17 protein-coding genes are annotated in these 14,803 nt (G+C 66.7%); 11 read left to right on the forward strand and 6 right to left on the reverse strand.

Translation table 11 applies throughout. The features are described from left to right. Nucleotide 1 precedes the first annotated feature (1 nt). Entirely contained in the window at nucleotides 2–382 is a 381-nt protein-coding gene (locus ACYQ07_RS06650) for a VOC family protein (RefSeq protein ID WP_459879048.1), read from the reverse strand. A 78-nt stretch (nucleotides 383–460) separates the two neighbouring features. On the opposite strand from ACYQ07_RS06650, the gene ACYQ07_RS06655 reads away from it, so the two are divergent. After that, nucleotides 461–931, forward strand: a complete 471-nt coding sequence (locus ACYQ07_RS06655) for a Rieske (2Fe-2S) protein (protein ID WP_459879050.1) — start codon at nucleotides 461–463, stop codon at nucleotides 929–931. Between the two features lie 96 nt (nucleotides 932–1,027). Here the strand turns inward: ACYQ07_RS06655 and ACYQ07_RS06660 are convergent, their stop codons facing one another. Both ACYQ07_RS06660 and ACYQ07_RS06665 read right to left on the reverse strand, forming a co-directional pair. Then, nucleotides 1,028–1,441, reverse strand: a complete 414-nt coding sequence (locus ACYQ07_RS06660) for a DUF5788 family protein (protein ID WP_459879052.1) — start codon at nucleotides 1,439–1,441, stop codon at nucleotides 1,028–1,030. Between the two features lie 734 nt (nucleotides 1,442–2,175). Then, nucleotides 2,176–2,589: a MarR family transcriptional regulator gene (locus ACYQ07_RS06665; protein ID WP_459879054.1), complete on the reverse strand. Its 414-nt coding sequence runs from the start codon at nucleotides 2,587–2,589 to the stop codon at nucleotides 2,176–2,178. A gap of 349 nt (nucleotides 2,590–2,938) precedes the next feature. Here ACYQ07_RS06665 and ACYQ07_RS06670 point away from each other — a divergent pair, with 349 nt between their 5' ends. Then, on the forward strand, nucleotides 2,939–3,709 hold the full coding sequence (locus ACYQ07_RS06670; protein WP_459879056.1) for a YkgJ family cysteine cluster protein: 771 nt from the start codon (nucleotides 2,939–2,941) through the stop codon (nucleotides 3,707–3,709). Between the two features lie 96 nt (nucleotides 3,710–3,805). After that, nucleotides 3,806–4,216 (forward strand): TRAM domain-containing protein, encoded by a 411-nt coding sequence (locus ACYQ07_RS06675; RefSeq protein ID WP_459879058.1) that lies wholly within the window; start codon nucleotides 3,806–3,808, stop codon nucleotides 4,214–4,216. 37 nt (nucleotides 4,217–4,253) lie between these two features. On the opposite strand, the gene ACYQ07_RS06680 is transcribed toward ACYQ07_RS06675, so the two are convergent. Beyond that, the gene (locus ACYQ07_RS06680; protein ID WP_459879060.1) at nucleotides 4,254–5,054 is read right to left on the reverse strand and encodes a class I SAM-dependent methyltransferase; all 801 of its coding nucleotides are present in this window, start codon (nucleotides 5,052–5,054) and stop codon (nucleotides 4,254–4,256) included. 275 nt (nucleotides 5,055–5,329) lie between these two features. Between ACYQ07_RS06680 and ACYQ07_RS06685 the strand changes: the two genes are divergently transcribed. Further along, nucleotides 5,330–5,602, forward strand: a complete 273-nt coding sequence (locus ACYQ07_RS06685; protein WP_459879062.1) for a MarR family transcriptional regulator — start codon at nucleotides 5,330–5,332, stop codon at nucleotides 5,600–5,602. Nucleotides 5,603–5,764: 162 nt separating this feature from the next. After that, a complete protein-coding gene (locus ACYQ07_RS06690; protein WP_459879064.1) occupies nucleotides 5,765–6,685 on the forward strand; it encodes a glycosyltransferase family 2 protein in 921 nt (306 codons plus the stop codon). Nucleotides 6,686–6,700: 15 nt separating this feature from the next. On the opposite strand, the gene ACYQ07_RS06695 is transcribed toward ACYQ07_RS06690, so the two are convergent. Beyond that, the gene (locus ACYQ07_RS06695) at nucleotides 6,701–7,207 is read right to left on the reverse strand and encodes a winged helix-turn-helix transcriptional regulator (protein WP_459879066.1); all 507 of its coding nucleotides are present in this window, start codon (nucleotides 7,205–7,207) and stop codon (nucleotides 6,701–6,703) included. 117 nt (nucleotides 7,208–7,324) lie between these two features. On the opposite strand from ACYQ07_RS06695, the gene ACYQ07_RS06700 reads away from it, so the two are divergent. Both ACYQ07_RS06700 and ACYQ07_RS06705 read left to right on the forward strand, forming a co-directional pair. Next, nucleotides 7,325–7,696, forward strand: coding sequence for a DUF7471 family protein (locus tag ACYQ07_RS06700; RefSeq protein ID WP_459879068.1), 372 nt, complete (start codon nucleotides 7,325–7,327; stop codon nucleotides 7,694–7,696). A 73-nt stretch (nucleotides 7,697–7,769) separates the two neighbouring features. Next, nucleotides 7,770–7,919 carry a hypothetical protein gene (locus tag ACYQ07_RS06705; protein WP_459879070.1) on the forward strand — a complete coding sequence of 50 codons (150 nt, stop codon included), beginning with the start codon at nucleotides 7,770–7,772 and terminating at the stop codon, nucleotides 7,917–7,919. Between the two features lie 766 nt (nucleotides 7,920–8,685). Here ACYQ07_RS06705 and pan1 read toward each other — a convergent pair. Further along, nucleotides 8,686–9,903: a proteasome-activating nucleotidase Pan1 gene (gene pan1 / locus ACYQ07_RS06710; protein WP_459879072.1), complete on the reverse strand. Its 1,218-nt coding sequence runs from the start codon at nucleotides 9,901–9,903 to the stop codon at nucleotides 8,686–8,688. Between the two features lie 170 nt (nucleotides 9,904–10,073). Between pan1 and ACYQ07_RS06715 the strand changes: the two genes are divergently transcribed. From ACYQ07_RS06715 to rad50, 4 genes are all read left to right on the forward strand, one after another. Beyond that, nucleotides 10,074–10,337: a MarR family transcriptional regulator gene (locus ACYQ07_RS06715; RefSeq protein WP_459879074.1), complete on the forward strand. Its 264-nt coding sequence runs from the start codon at nucleotides 10,074–10,076 to the stop codon at nucleotides 10,335–10,337. 111 nt (nucleotides 10,338–10,448) lie between these two features. Beyond that, nucleotides 10,449–10,799 (forward strand): DUF7966 family protein, encoded by a 351-nt coding sequence (locus ACYQ07_RS06720; protein ID WP_459879076.1) that lies wholly within the window; start codon nucleotides 10,449–10,451, stop codon nucleotides 10,797–10,799. Continuing rightward, entirely contained in the window at nucleotides 10,796–12,109 is a 1,314-nt protein-coding gene (gene mre11, locus ACYQ07_RS06725; RefSeq protein ID WP_459879078.1) for a DNA double-strand break repair protein Mre11, read from the forward strand. The genes ACYQ07_RS06720 and mre11 overlap by 4 nt, the downstream gene beginning before the upstream one ends. After that, the gene (rad50, locus tag ACYQ07_RS06730; protein WP_459879080.1) at nucleotides 12,106–14,802 is read left to right on the forward strand and encodes a DNA double-strand break repair ATPase Rad50; all 2,697 of its coding nucleotides are present in this window, start codon (nucleotides 12,106–12,108) and stop codon (nucleotides 14,800–14,802) included. The genes mre11 and rad50 overlap by 4 nt, the downstream gene beginning before the upstream one ends. Nucleotide 14,803: the final 1 nt, after the last annotated feature.

Here is a 14,803-nt window from a genome sequence, read left to right on the forward strand (position 1 = left end):
CCTACTCGTACGTCGCCACCTCGATCAGACTCCCGTCGGGATCCCGGAGATAGACCGAGGTGAGCGGTCCGCGGGCGCCGGTGCGCTCTACCGGGCCGAGCTCCACGTCGAGGCCGGCGTCCTCTACCTCCGCGAGAAGGTCGTCGGCCGGAACGTCCGTGAGCAGACAGAGGTCGGAGTCGCCGGGCTCCGCCTCGGGCGCCCGCGGCTCGATGGGGTCACCGGCCTCGTGGAGGTTGATCTTCTGATCGCCACACTGCAGCGCGTGGCGGTCGTCGCCGTAGGTGACGTGCTCGATGCCGGGCAGCCGGCCGTAGAAGTCGACGGCGGCGTCGAGGTCGGAGACGGTACAGACGACGTGGTCGATGCCGGTGACGGGCATACCGGAGCGAGGACGCCCGCGCGCTTATAAGCGACCGCCGCGCGCAACGTTGAAACCGGCTGCGGGCCACCCTCCGACATGGACGCGGACCGGCGGATCGTCGACGTGGAGGAGGTTCCCGAGGACGGCACCCTGCTCGCCACCGTGCGCCCGCTGGCGGACGACGTGCTCGGCGACGGCGAGGGCGACGTGGGCGCCGGCGAAGACGGCACCCCGGAGGCGGAGATCCTGCTGATCCGCCTGTCGGACGGCGTCGCCGCCTTCCGCAACTACTGTCAACACTGGACGGACGTGCGCCTCGACAAGGGCGACGGCGCGTTCGTCCGCAACGGCGAGATCTTCTGTCAGAAACACGGCGCCACCTTCGAGAAGGAGAGCGGCTACTGCAACTTCGGGCCGTGTGAGGGCTCCGTGCTGGAGACGGTCGACGTGAGCGTCACGGATGGCGGCGTCTACCTGACCGACGAGGACTACGCGTTCGTCCGGCTCGGCAAGGCGACGCGCGACGACGAGGCCGGCGGCTCACGGATCGACTTTACGGGGAACTGAGCCGGGCGTAGAGGTTTAAAAGCGTGTACGCCCGCCTCCGGCGTGCGCTAGCGACTTCCGCCGCTGGCGACCGTCGTCCACACCCGCCGACCCACCCTACTCCCGGCCGAGCGCCTTCTGCAGGAAGTTCATCCAGCGTTTCCGGTCCATCGTCTCCTGGCGTTGCGCCTCCGTCTCTGGGTCGGGGTCGCCGAGGCTCTCCAAGGCGTCGAGCGCGCGGTCGATCCCGATGACGGCGGCCGCGAGCTCCTCGCCCTCCTCGTAGCTGATGTCGCCCTCCTCGATCCGCTCGACGCGCTCGATCCGCTCGCGGCGGAGGTTGCGCTTTGCGGTCTCGACGCGCTCGCGCTCGCCGGGCGGGATCGAGTCTCGACGGCCGACCTCGAAGACGAACGACTGGAGCTCGAGCGTCTCGCCCTGGATCTCGATCTCCTCGGGAATGTCGACGCCGACCGTCGACGCCTCCCGGTTGACGCGTTCAAGCAGCCCCTTCCGCTCGTACTCCTTCACGCTCCCTCGTAGGTGACTTGGCCACTTCGCTCCTTCGCTCGTGGTTGCCAGGGCGGTCGCCGCGCTCAGTGCGTGCTTATAGGAGCGCTCTTCCGTAGGAGATTGTTGATACAGTCACCCGTTACAGATCTCATTCAGTAGCCGGCCGTCAGAACCGCTGAGTCGTACGTTCTCGATCCGATCGATCCACCACGGAATCGCAAGAAGGCTCTCCATCAACAATGTGCTACACAAGAGCGTATAGGAGATATGGCTCTGTTGCAATCCTTGGAGAGTGACACGTTTGTCACCCCTGTGGTCAGTACAGGTGAAGTAGGCACCACTCAGTGTATGGTTCGTTTCACTACGAGTTGCTTCAAGCTGGTTCAATTAGGCTGTGCCGGCTGCCACAGTCTACTAGTTATGGAATGAGAGAGATTAGTGACTTTTTCACCAGTCTCCGTCCATCTTCTGTAAGTTCACCTTTTGTCTTCCCGTTCATGAGTGATCCCGGTGCAATTGTGTAGAGGGCCCATGGCATCAGGTACGACGTTTCATTGAATGAGATATCGTTGAGGTGCTTGTCTTTGAGTTCAGGTGTGGTTTGCTGGTACTTTCCGGCGCTCGTCCCGATACACATAACAGTACAATCAGTGGCACTGAATGGGTGTGTATCGTGAGCTAAGACGATGATTGGTCTCTGAGGATGGGCATCCGTTGGGTCTCGTGCCCAGCAAACGTCTCCTGCTGATAGTTTACTCATCGAAGCCGCCACTCTCGTCTTCTAACTCTGCGAGTTCTGCGTCGAGATCCTCGTCAGTGCGACCCTCGCCGATTTGTTTCTCGGGTTCTTCCGGAGTGGCGTCCACATCGCGGTGGTGACCGAACAGCCGGTGCACTTGGTCGAGACTAGAGACATACCGTCCGATGTCTTCTCGTTCGCTCAGAGCGTGGTAGTAGCCGTCGTCGGTTTTACCAATGTAGTCGTCGTCGTAGAGGCGTTTGAGTGTAGTTGTGGCGGTCCCTCGGGGGATGTCAAGAGCCTCCTTGAGGTCCTTCGGGGAGTATCCCCACTCCGGATTCCGGTACAGGTACGCCACGATGTCTGACTTTGTGGTTCCTGGCCGAAGGTCGAGTTCAGAGTCGTGGTCTTTGAGCAGGACCGGCATAGTGTACCCGAATGTAGTCAATTGTATCACAAAGATGTTTCGGTCAATTCGCAGTTCTCACCGATTGGCGGTTTCAGGCGGGAATATGTTTGAATGAGAGGGTTCAACAGAGCCGGGGATGTGGGATCCGGATGCTCCTCGAGGCCGGAGGGCTCCTGTGCGGCCCGCACAGCCCCGCACCTCACGCCTCCCCAGCCTCGGCGGCGAGCGCGCCGGCGGACCGCACCGCCACGCCGGCGCGCTCCCGCCTCCCTCGCGCTCCGCGGGCGCGCCGACGTGCTTCCTGATACCGAGGATGCGAGGACGTGGAAGGGACGACGTTAACCCGCCGGCTCCCGTTCCGGCGTGCATGGAGGGCCTCGAAGCCGAGCTGGAGCGCGCCCGCGAGCTCGAGGTGTCGGCGCTGGCGGACGCCATCGAGACCATCGGCTTCGAGTGCACGCGCTGTGGCGGCTGCTGTACGGGCTACGAGACGGCGTCGGAGGCTGGGGCTGTGTCCGAGGATGCCGAGGAGGAGGCGGCCAGTACGGACGACGACGCCTGTCACGACGACCGCGAGCCCCACACGGCGACGGTGTTCCCGGATGAGGTTCGGACCCTGCAGGCGGCCGCGGAAGCCGAGTTCGGCGAGGAGTACGACTGGCGCGACGCCGCGCGCCCGATGCCGTACGGACTCACGGAAGACGAGGACGGCGAGCCCGTCGGCGAGACGTTTGAGTGGGCCATCGCCACCGACGAGTGCGGGGACTGCACCTTCTACGATGACGGCGACGGCGGGCCGGGCGCCTGCACGGTCCACGACGCGCGCCCGCTGATCTGCCGGACGTACCCGTTCAGCATCGCGCTCGGCGGCACCAGCCAGCCGATGGGCGAAGCGGTCGACTCGGCGGGGATGGTCCGCGCACACGAGTGTGAGGGGTTGGGTCGGGACATCGACCGGGAGGCGGCGGAGTCGCTGGCGGACGCCCTGAAGGAGCGCGCCGTGCGCGAGCTCAAGGAGGCGATCGCCGTGCGCGACGGCTACGACCCGACGGCCGCGGCTCGCACCGATTCGGAGGTGGTGGTTCACGACTCCGAGGGGGCGAAACGCCCCGATGGAACGCCGATTCCCGAGGAGTAGGGGGTTTGGCAGGAGCTGTGGAGGCGACGACTCCCACTGACCGATGTCGGCGATACAACTATATTCGGCGGTCCCAACGTTCGGGTGGAGTCTACTATGGAAATCTCCGAGAAGCTCCTTTGTCTGTTCAGTGCCGATGTACGTGAGGAGGGAGACAACTACGTCGTCGAGGTGCCGCGCCGTGAGGTCGAGACCGGCTCCATCGAGCCAGGGGACACCTACCGCGTCGCGCTCATCTCGCGTGGCGGCGGCGACGCCTCCGTCGACGGGAGTGCCGACGCCTCGCCGTCGCGCTCGAATGACGGCCCACAGCCGCCGGTCGAACCGGGCGAGCTGCGCTACGTCGAGATCGAGGATCTCGGCAAGCAGGGCGACGGCATCGCCCGCGTCGAGCGCGGCTACGTCATCATCGTCCCCGGCGCCGAGGTCGGCGAGCGGGTGAAAATCGAGATCACGGAAGTGAAGTCGAACTTCGCGGTGGGCGAAGTTATCGAAGAAGACGTCTAACGCGCCGCCGAGCGCGGCGGCGCGGTGTCGACGACACCTACGCGGAGTCGTCGACAGCGGTTTCGTCGTCCGCATCGCTTGTTTCGGCTGTCTCGTTCGGTTCGTCAGCGGCGGATTCCAACGCCGACTCGGGGACGCGCGCGTCCCAGTAGGAGACGGACGCCACGTAGTCGCCGGGGACCGTGTTGCCGATCAGCTCGTCGAGCGCCCGGAACGGCTTCGCGACCGCACCGGGGAGCTTGCGATAGAAGCCGTACGGGAGCACGAAGTCGTGCTCCTCGCCGGCGAGGCTCATGTCGGCCGCACGCAGCATCTCGACGACCTGGTCTTCCGAGTAGAGGCGCGAGCCCATCGGCAGCAGCCAGGTGTACAGCGCGCGCAGGCTCCGGCGATTGAACGTGTCGAAGAACACCTGCTCGCTGCTCACACGCTGGAGCTCCGTGATGAACGGCGCCGGCTCCTCCATCAGGTGGAAAAAGCGCATCGCGACCACCGAGTCGAAGTGGTCGTCCGGGAACGGGAGCCGTGAGGCGTCGCCACGCAGGAACTCGACCGTGTCGGACAGCCCGGCATCGGCCGCCTTGGCGCGGCCCTGTTCGAGCATCTCTCGCGAGATATCGAGCCCGATGATGTTCGCACCCTGGTCGGCGAGCATCGTCGTAAACCGGCCGGTACCGCAGGCGACCTCCAGCACACGGTGGCCCTCCTCGATGGGTCCGAGCGCCGACAGCACGGCTTCCTTCTCGCGCCGATCGATGAGCGCGCCGCCGCCCGTGAACCGAACGTCGTCGTACTCCTCCGCGACCTCGTCGGCCTGATACCAATCCTGTCCTTTCACGCTACCCCATTCTCCACGCCCCGGCAACAAAACCGTACTGGAAGCCCGTGACGGGTTGCCGTCGCCGCCGCGCGCTCGCGGTTGCCGGCGGATCGGGTCGCTCGCCGGCGGTCGCGAGCGCGAGCGGCCTCCGGCGACCGTATCCCGGCCCCAACCCACACGAACGATCACTTATGAGAGATATGGAACATGTGATAATAGGTCATTATATTATCCGTATCGGATTGGCCCATATGGAGACAACCTTTACCAACTCCGACCGGGTTTCGTGGGACATGAGTACCAGTCACGTGGAGGTTGCTGACCAGGACCGTCTGAGCGAGAGCGAGTACCGCGAACGTCTGCGCGAACTCCCCCCGAGTGCCAAACTCGTCGCCAAAGTGCTGGAGAGTGACGCCCCGCTCTCGCAGGGCGGGCTCGCCGAGGAGTCGCTGCTGCCCGACCGCACGGTGCGGTACGCGCTCAACCGTCTCGAGGAGGAGTCGCTCGTCGACTCCCGCTACAGCTTCAAGGACGCTCGCAAGCAGGTGTACTACCTCACCGTCTGAGCGTCGCCGTCGCTGTTTCTCCGCGATCGCGTTGGCCGCCAATCGCCTGCTCCCGAGCAACCCGAGCGACGGTTCCGGCCGAAGGGAGCCGGCGTGCTCCCGGCTCCCACGCCGCGTCACACCACGGGTGCTTTTTAAGTCCCCGGTCCCTCAAGGGCGACTATGACGCTCTCGGTCGTGGTCCCGACGCTCAACGGACGGGACCAGCTTGCCGCCTGTCTCGACGCGCTGGCGGCACATGCGCCCGACGCGGAGGTGGTCGTCGTCAACGGTCCCTCCGCCGACGGCACGACCGGAATGGTCCGCGACCGCGACGACGTGGACGTGCTCGTGGAGGTCGCCGACCGCACGGTCAACGTCGCCCGCAACGCCGGCATCGAGGTGGCGTCCGGCGATGCGGTCGCGCTCGTTGACTACGATAACCGGATCGACGAGACGTGGGTCGCCGGCGTCGAAGCCGGACTCGAAGAGGCCACCGTCGTGACGGGGCCCGTTCACCAGGATCTGTCGGCTGGCGAGGCCACTGAAACTCCCGAGCGCCGCACGATCGGCGGACGGGAGGTCGCCTACGTCAAGGGTGGCAACGCCGTCTTCAGCCGGGAGGCGCTCCGCGACCTCGACGGCTTCGACGAGTACCTCCACGTTGGCGGCGCTCGTGATGCGGCCCACCGGCTCGCGGGCATGGGTCACGAGGTTGCATGGGAGCCCGATCTTGCCGTCACTCGCGAACCGCCGGCGACGACCGCGGCCGACGGCGGTCGCGAGACCCGCGACTGGGGCTGGAAGTACCGCGGACTCGCCTACCGGCTCGCGAAGAACTACGGCGTCCGACCGACCGTGTTCGGCCGGGCGGTGACTCACGCCGTCTCCGACGCGTTGTCGGTCGCTCGCGATGTGGTCCGTGGCGAGGCAACGCCCTCCAGTTGGGCCAGTAACGGTCGCGATGTCGTTGTGGGAATGGCGTCCGGCGCTTCCGACGGGATGATGGCCCGTGCGAAAGACCGGTCGCCGGCGCGCAACCCGAACGGTATCTCCACTCGTGCGGATCGTGCGGTGGCAAAGTACGACGATCGGTCACCGTAGCCGCCACGCCCCCGATTACCCGTCGAGCAGCCTGTCGACCGTCCGGATGAACCTGTCGACGACCCGCTCCGGGAGCGACGGCGACACCGCCTCCAGCAGCGCGGCAGTACGTTCGGGGTCGACGAGCGCCACCCGCATCGGCCCGTCCGTCTCCCGTTGGATCACGTCGTCAGCGGCGAGCTTGTCGACGTGGTACGCCACCGTGCTCCGAGCGACGTCGAGGTCGGCGGCGAGATCGGTGGGACGTGTCGCCCCCTCGGCGTGGAGGCGAACGACGATTCCGCGAGCAGTTTCCCGTCGGAGGTACGCCACGGTTCGGCGCTCCCACGGATCGAACGTCGGTGCGAAGTAGTGGGTGCGCCCGCCGACCTCCTCGCGGACGACTTCGCCGTTACGAACGAGCCGCCGGAGATGGTACTGGACCTGGCCGGTGGCGAGGTCGAGCTCCCGCCCGACACGGCTGAAGTGGACGCCGGGCGTCTCGTGGACGTGTCGGCGGATGCGGTCGCGGGTCGACGCCATGATCGTTCCGGTCTCGGCGGCGGTTCCCTAAAAGGGGCTCGTCGCTTCCCGGCCGATGCCAACTCGGACTCGGCGGGGACGGGTTCTTAAGCGACGGTCACCGACAAACGGTGACTCGTGACGTTCGTTTCCGCACCTCCGGCATCGTTCCACCCCGCGCTCCACCCTGAGTGGTGGAGTGTCGAGGGGTCGCTCCCGCTGCTCGTCGTCGTGGCGGTCGCTGGCCTCGGCACCGGGATCCTGTTCGCCGTCAGCCTGGTCGCGTATCAACGCCGGCGCTCTCGGCAGTTTCTGCTCGTGAGTGTGGCCGTCGGCGCGCTGTTCGCACGCTCTCTCGTCGGCGCCGCCACCGTGCTCGGGGTCGTGCCGATGCCGGCGCACCACTTTCTCGAACATACGCTCGACTTTCTCATCGCCGCGCTCGTGCTGTACGCAGTGTACGCGCACGCACCCGGCGCGCTCCCCGCGGAGCCGTCGGACGAGGAGTAAGGTCCGGGTGGACCGTCGGCACGACCGCGCCGCCCCACGTCACCTTTAAGCCCCGACCGACGGAGTGTCGGGTATGTCCCTCGACGGCTCCGCGGTGACCGACGCGCTCGCCGACGACCGCTGGCGGTCGCTCGCCGGCGTCGGCATCGGCTACGGACTCGCCTGCGCGCTGATCTTCGTGTTGTTCTTCCTCCTGCCGTACGCGATGCTGGCGGCCTTATAAGACAAAACGGCTCCGTTGAAATCCTCACTCGGTGACAAGCCCTGACTCGGTTGCGGTCAACACGGAATCCTCGGTGAGTGATATCGGGAGTGAGTGTTGCAATCGGCGTCATCGGTGACTACTGATAAATGACCATCAGCGATTCCGCTGCTCTCCTTTTAAATTCCAGCTGCGGTCGGCGCGCGCGAGAAACGCGCGCGAGGGAGGCGGCGGGCCGCCGCGGAGCGGTCCCGCGGCGGCCCGCCCGCCGAGGCTGGGGAGGGCTGAGGCTGCGGTGCTGTGCGGGGCGGGGTGGGGCTCAAAGGGGCAGCCGTTCCCGCCGCAGGCGGGAAACAGCGAGACGGTCCCCCGGACCGTCTCGCCCGTGGTCCGGGACGACGGGCGACGTAAGCACGTTGCAGGGCGTCGGGCTGTGCGGAGAGACGCCCTGCAACGCGCGCAGCGAGCGTCCCGCGAGCCTGCGAGCGGGACGACGGAAGTCGCAGCCCGCGAGCGTAGCGAGCCGGAACGTCTTCCGGAACCCTCGACCGGAGCCGGCTGGGGCTTTGGAGGTGTTTGTCGCTGTACTCACTCAAATAGTCACTTATAAACGACTCACAGCACCACCGAGGCCCCACTAATAAACGACACACCAACTCACATGACACACCTACTCCCGCCCTCGATCAACAAGCGCTCCTCATTAACCGGCTGATTCAGAGACGTTTGCAGCTGCACAAGAGGATTGCAACGGACCCAACAAACGCAAAAACGGGGAGTTGCCCGATCAGGCGAACGCCAGCGCGTCGTCGCCGCCGGAGTCGTCCGACTTCGAGAGCTTCTCGTACGCTTCGAGGAAGTCCTCCATCGTGACCTCGGTGCGGTCGTCGCGGATGGCGAACATCCCGGCCTCGGTGCAGATCGCCTTCACGTCGGCGCCGGAGGCGTCGTCGGCCATCTCGGCGAGCTCGTCGAAGTCGACGCCGGCCGCGAGGTTCATGTTACGCGTGTGGATCTGGAAGATGATCTCCCGACCCGCGGTGTTCGGCTTGGGCACCTCGATGAGGCGGTCGAAGCGACCGGGCCGGAGAATGGCGGGGTCGAGCATGTCGAAGCGGTTGGTCGCCGCGATGATGCGGATGTCGCCGCGCTCGTCGAAGCCGTCCATCTCCGAGAGCAACTGCATCATCGTGCGCTGGACCTCGGCGTCGCCGGAGGTCTTCGAGTCCGTCCGCTTCGAGGCGATGGCGTCGATCTCGTCGATGAAGATGACGGCGGGCTGGTTCTCGCGGGCGACCTCGAAGAGGTCACGCACGAGCTTTGCGCCCTCGCCGATGAACTTGTGGACGAGCTCGGAGCCGGCCATCTTGATGAAGGTGGCGTCGGTCTCGTTGGCGACGGCCTTCGCGAGCATCGTCTTGCCCGTGCCCGGCGGCCCGTACAGCAGAACGCCGCTCGGGGGCGTGATGCCCACGTCCTCGAACATGTCCGGGTGCTCCAGGGGCATCTCGACCGTCTCGCGGACCTCCTGCATCTGGTCTTCGAGACCGCCGATGTCGGCGTAGGTGACATCCGGGGAGTGTTCGACCTGCATGACGCGGGCGCGAACGTCGGTCTCCTTCTCAAGGGTCTTCACCACGGACAGCGAGTTGTTGACGGCGACCCGGTCATCCGGCGAGAGCTCCTCGCGCATCTCGTCGGTGACCTCGGTCAGCGCCTCCTGGTTGTTGCCGTGCTGTTTGATGACGGCGCCGTCCTCGGTGACCTCCTGGACGGTGGCGACGAACAGGGGTGACTGCTTGAGCTTCTTGTTCTCGTGGGTGAGTCGCTCAAGCTTCTGCTGGTACTTGTTGTTCTCGGCGTTCGCGTCGAGGAGTTTGTCCCGCATCTCCTCGTTCTGGGACTCTAGGACATCGAGCCGTTCCTGGAGGGACTCGATCTTCTCCTGACGAGACGCCGACTCATCGTCGTACGGCATGTCGACGTCCTCAACCGTATCACTCATTGCCGAGTTTTAGGCGGGTGGCGGATAAGAGGCTTCGGGTAGGGGTACTCCCCGTTTCGTCCGCGTCGGCCCCGCGGAGCGCGCCGGCACCACGCCGCACCGTAATGTCCAACAGTAATCAATCTGGATAGTAAATATTATCTTCCAGCATGACACAGAACGAGATACGCATGAGCACCACTGAGGCCGTCACCGCCGACGATGACACCACGGACCGCTGGGAGGACGTTCGCGACCTGCCCCCGAGCGCGAAGCTCGTCGCAAAGGTTCTTGACTACAACGACACGCTGACGCAGAGCGAACTGGCGGAGGAAACGCTCCTGCCGCCCCGCACCGTCCGCTACGCGCTCTCGCGGCTGGAGGAGGCGGAGGTCGTCGACTCCCGGTTCTCCTTCGCCGACGCGCGCAAGCGGCTCTACACCCTCGCGGTCTGATCGGCGCGTTTCCGTCAGTCCCGTCTCTCCGTTCTCACTCGGTTCTTCTCTCCGGCCGCCGGCGCTCCAGCGCCACCCACACCTTTTGTGTGAAGCCGCGGCAGACCACCCGTGGTCACCACCGACGCCGTCAAGCGCGCGCTCGCCGCGCTCGCGAACCGCACCGACACCGCGACACGCCCCTACGTGGCCGTCCTGCGGGAGGCGGACGCCGCGCGCGACGACCTCCGGCGAGCCGCCGGCTTTCTCGACGCGGTGGGCACTGACCGACTCCGCGAGGCAGTCGCCGCCGCCGAGCGCGACGGTCGGACCGACCTCGCGAACCGAGGCCAAGCGGCGCTCGACGACTACCGGGACCTGCAGGCGGCGGCCCGTGGGGAGTTCCCGGCTGAGCAACCCGCCCGCGGAGATCCCGCCCCCGGAACCCCTAAAGGGGTTAGCGGCCAAGGGTCGACCCAATGACGCGGGTGATTCACACCGGCGACACCCACATCGGGTATCAGCAGTACCACTCGCCGGTTCGACGACAGGACTTCCTCGACGCGTTCGCCGCGGTGGTCGACGACGCGGTCGACGACGAGGTGGACGCGCTGGTCCACGCCGGCGACCTCTTCCACGACCGCCGCCCGGAACTGTCCGACCTGATGGGCGTACTCGGCGAGCTCCGACGGCTCGACGACGCAGGCGTGCCGTTCCTCGCGGTCGTCGGCAACCACGAGTCCACCCGGGGGGGCCAGTGGCTCGACCTCTTCGAGAGCCTCGGACTCGCCACCCGACTGGGCGACGAGCCGACCGTGGTCGGCGACACCGCCTTCTACGGGATCGACCACGTTCCCGTCTCCCGACGTGACGAACTCGACTACGAGTTTGCCCCGCACGACGCCGACTACGCGGCGTTGGTCTCTCACGGTCTGTTCGAGCCGTTCGTCCACGGCGACTGGGACACCGAGGAGGTGCTCACCGAGAGCACCGTCGACTTCGACGCATTGCTGCTCGGTGACAACCACAAACCCGACCGCGCGGAGGTCGCGGACACGTGGGTCACCTACTGCGGCTCCACCGAGCGCGCCAGCGCGAGCGAGGAGGAGGGCCGCGGCTACAACCTCGTCACCTTCGACGAGGAGTCCGCCGGCGGCGACGACCGCGTCGAGATCCGCCGGCGTGCCATCGACACTCGGGAGTTCGTGTTCGTCCCCGTCGAGCTCCATGAGGGTGAGGGCCTCGCTCGCGTCCGAGAGCGCGTGGGCGAACACGACCTCGACGACGCCGTCGTTCTCGTCGAGATCATCGGCGAGGGAGACCCCGTCACGCCCGCCGCGGTCGAGGAGTACGCCGACGAGCACGGCGCCCTCATCGCCCGCGTGACGGACCGCCGCGAGGTCGAGACCGACACCGACATCGACGTGAGCTTCGCGGACCCCGAGGACGCCGTCCGCGAGCGGATCGACGACATGGCGCTGTCGACGGCCGCCCTCGACGTCGACGAGACGATCCGGGCGAGCAAGGTCGCCGACAGCAACGTCCGCGAGGAGGTGAAGACGCGCGTCGCCGAGCGCCTCGCGGACGACCCCGAGAGCTTCGAGCACGCAGGGGGCGACGGGGAGGGTGGCGAGGAGAGCGAGGAGGGCGAGACTGACGAGATCGACACAGCACCGGAACCCGACGCCGAGACGGAATCGGTTCCCGACGCCGAGACGGAATCGACGCCCGACGCTGAGGTGGACCCGGATGTCGGAACTGACGACCAGGTCTCCATGGAGGACTACCTGTGAGATTCGACCGCATCCGGCTGTCGAACTTCAAGCCGTACGCCGACGCCGACCTCGATCTCACCGACGGCGTCACCGTCATCCACGGACTCAACGGCAGCGGAAAGTCCTCGCTGCTGGAGGGGTGCTTTTTCGCACTGTACGGCTCGAAGGCGCTCGACGGCACCCTCGACGACGCCATCACCAACGGCGAGGAGGAGACGGAAGTCGAACTCTGGTTCACCCACGACGGCGTCTCCTACCACATCGAGCGACGCCTCCGGGACTACGACGGACGAGTCGACCACCAGTGCACGCTGGAGGCGACCGCGGGCGCCGACGTGACCCGCGACGGGGCGACCGCGGTGCGGGCGTTCGTCACGGAGCTGCTCCGGATGGACGCCGAGGCGTTCGTCAACTGCGCGTACGTCCGGCAGGGTGAGGTGAACAAGCTGATCAACGCCTCGCCGAGCCAGCGTCAGGACACCATCGACGACCTGCTCCAACTCGGCAAGCTTGAGGAGTACCGCGAGCGCGCCGGCGACGCCCGGCTCGGCGTCGAGGACGTGCGCAACTCCAAGCGAGCCGTCCTCGAGGAGAAGGACGCCCGCATCGCCGAGAAGGAGGACGCGAACCTCCACGGCCGGCTCAACGACCTCGAAAGCGACCTCGCTGAAGTGGAGGAGTCGATCGAGAACTACGAGCAGCAGCGCGAGAAGGCGCGTCAAACTCGCGATGAGGCGGCCGCGGTGCTGGAGACGCACGCCGAACGCCGCGAGGAGCTGGAAGAGGTCGCCGGGGAAGTCTCCGACCTCGAAGAGCGGGTCCGCGAGACCGAACGGGAGCGCGACGAGCTCAAAACCCGGATCCGCGAGACGCGCGAGGAGATCACGGAACTGGATTCCGAGGCGGAAGAGCGGCTCGACGATGCGGGGCTCGACGCCGCCACGACGGAGGCGATCACGGCGCGCCGCGCCGAACTAGAGGACCAAGAAACGGAGCTGACCGACGAGCTCGACGACCTGCGCGTCGAGGCGGAGGCGTTCCGGAATCAGGCGAGCAACCTCGCCGAGAAGGCGGACGACCTCGCGGAACGTGCCGCCGACGCCGAATCCCGTGCCGAGGAGTTGGAGAGCGCGGCCGAGGAGGCCGAGTCCGTCGCGGACGAGCGCGAGTCGTCACTTGAGGATCTCCGGACGGAAGCCGAATCCCTACGGGAGCGGTTCGAGAACTCCTCGTTCGACGTGGAACGCGGCGAAGCCGCCGATCGCCGCCGGGAGCTTCGAGAGGACCGCGGCGACGCCCGCGAGCGCGTGGCCGAACTGGAGGCAGACCTCTCGAACGCCCGGGAGCGAGTGGACGAGGCCGAGGAGCTCCTGGACGCTGGCAAGTGTCCCGAGTGTGGACAGTCCGTCGAGGATTCCCCGCATGCACACCGGGTCGAGGACGACCGCGAGCGCGTGGCCGAACTGGAAGACGAACTCGAAACGGCCCGCGAGCGCGTCACGGAGCTCGCCGACCGGATCGAGGCGCTCGACGCGCTCGTCGAGGCGGAGGAACGGCTGGCCGAGATCGACTCCACGACCGAGATGCTGGCAGAGCGCGTCGAGGAGAAGCGTGAGGAGGCGGCCTCAAAGCGGGAGCAGGCGAGCGAGGCACGCGAGGAGGCCGCCGAGCTCCGCGATCAGGCCGAAAACACACGAAACGTGGCCGACGAGAAGCGCGATCAGGCGGCCGAAACCGCCGAACGTGTGGCCGAACTGGAGGAGCAACTGGAGGCCGTCGATCGCACGCGCTCGGCGGTCGACGCCGTCGAGGAGCGGCTGGACGCCGTCGCGGACGCCGAAGACCGGATCGAGCGACTCCGCGAGAAACGCGAGAGCAAGCGGGAGACGAACGACGAGCGACGCGAGCGGTTGGCCGACAAACGCGAGCGGCGCGACGAGCTTCGGGAGGCGGTCGACGAGGAGGCCGTCGAGACGGCGAAGACTGACAAACGGAACGCGGAGGAGTATCTGGAGCAGGTCGTGTCCGAGTTGGAGCGGCTCGACGACCGCCGCACGGAGCTCCAGAACGCGATCGGCGGCGTCAAAGCCGACCTCGAGGCGCTCGATCAGCTTCGCGAGGAGCGAGCCGAACTGGCCGAAGCGGTCGACGCGCTGGAGACGCTCCACGAGGAGACCGCCGAGCTGGAGTCGATGTACGGCGACCTTCGCGCGGAGCTTCGCCGGCGGAACGTCGTGGAGCTGGAGCGAATGCTCAACGAGACGTTCGAGTTAGTGTACGGCAACGACGCCTACTCGCACATCGAGCTCGACGGCGAGTACGATCTGACCGTCTATCAGAAGGACGGGGAGGCGCTGGAGCCGGAGCAGCTCTCCGGCGGCGAACGCGCCCTGTTCAACCTCTCCCTTCGCTGTGCGATCTACCGGCTGCTCGCGGAGGGGATCGAGGGGTCGGCGCCGACGCCGCCGCTCATCCTGGACGAGCCGACGGTGTTTCTCGACTCGGGCCACGTCTCCCGGCTGGCCGACCTCGTCGAGGAGATGCGCGGCTTCGGCGTCCGACAGATCATCATCGTGAGCCACGACGACGAGCTGGTTGGCGCCGCGGACGACCTGGTTCGGGTGGAGAAGGATGCGCGCACGAACCGGTCGTCGGTCACCCGAGAGGACCCGACCGAGGCGGTCGACCTCGCGGAGCTCGCCGACGACTAAC

This window comes from Halorubrum gandharaense, from assembly GCF_054654575.1.

Coding starts and splice junctions, on each gene's coding strand:
- ACYQ07_RS06650 (WP_459879048.1), bottom strand. CDS start 382: ATGCCCGTCACCGGCATCGACCACGTCGTCTGTACCGTCTCCGACCTC.
- ACYQ07_RS06655 (WP_459879050.1), top strand. CDS start 461: ATGGACGCGGACCGGCGGATCGTCGACGTGGAGGAGGTTCCCGAGGAC.
- ACYQ07_RS06665 (WP_459879054.1), bottom strand. CDS start 2,589: ATGCCGGTCCTGCTCAAAGACCACGACTCTGAACTCGACCTTCGGCCA.
- ACYQ07_RS06670 (WP_459879056.1), top strand. CDS start 2,939: ATGGAGGGCCTCGAAGCCGAGCTGGAGCGCGCCCGCGAGCTCGAGGTG.
- ACYQ07_RS06675 (WP_459879058.1), top strand. CDS start 3,806: ATGGAAATCTCCGAGAAGCTCCTTTGTCTGTTCAGTGCCGATGTACGT.
- ACYQ07_RS06685 (WP_459879062.1), top strand. CDS start 5,330: ATGAGTACCAGTCACGTGGAGGTTGCTGACCAGGACCGTCTGAGCGAG.
- ACYQ07_RS06690 (WP_459879064.1), top strand. CDS start 5,765: ATGACGCTCTCGGTCGTGGTCCCGACGCTCAACGGACGGGACCAGCTT.
- ACYQ07_RS06695 (WP_459879066.1), bottom strand. CDS start 7,207: ATGGCGTCGACCCGCGACCGCATCCGCCGACACGTCCACGAGACGCCC.
- ACYQ07_RS06705 (WP_459879070.1), top strand. CDS start 7,770: ATGTCCCTCGACGGCTCCGCGGTGACCGACGCGCTCGCCGACGACCGC.
- pan1 (WP_459879072.1), bottom strand. CDS start 9,903: ATGAGTGATACGGTTGAGGACGTCGACATGCCGTACGACGATGAGTCG.
- ACYQ07_RS06715 (WP_459879074.1), top strand. CDS start 10,074: ATGAGCACCACTGAGGCCGTCACCGCCGACGATGACACCACGGACCGC.
- mre11 (WP_459879078.1), top strand. CDS start 10,796: ATGACGCGGGTGATTCACACCGGCGACACCCACATCGGGTATCAGCAG.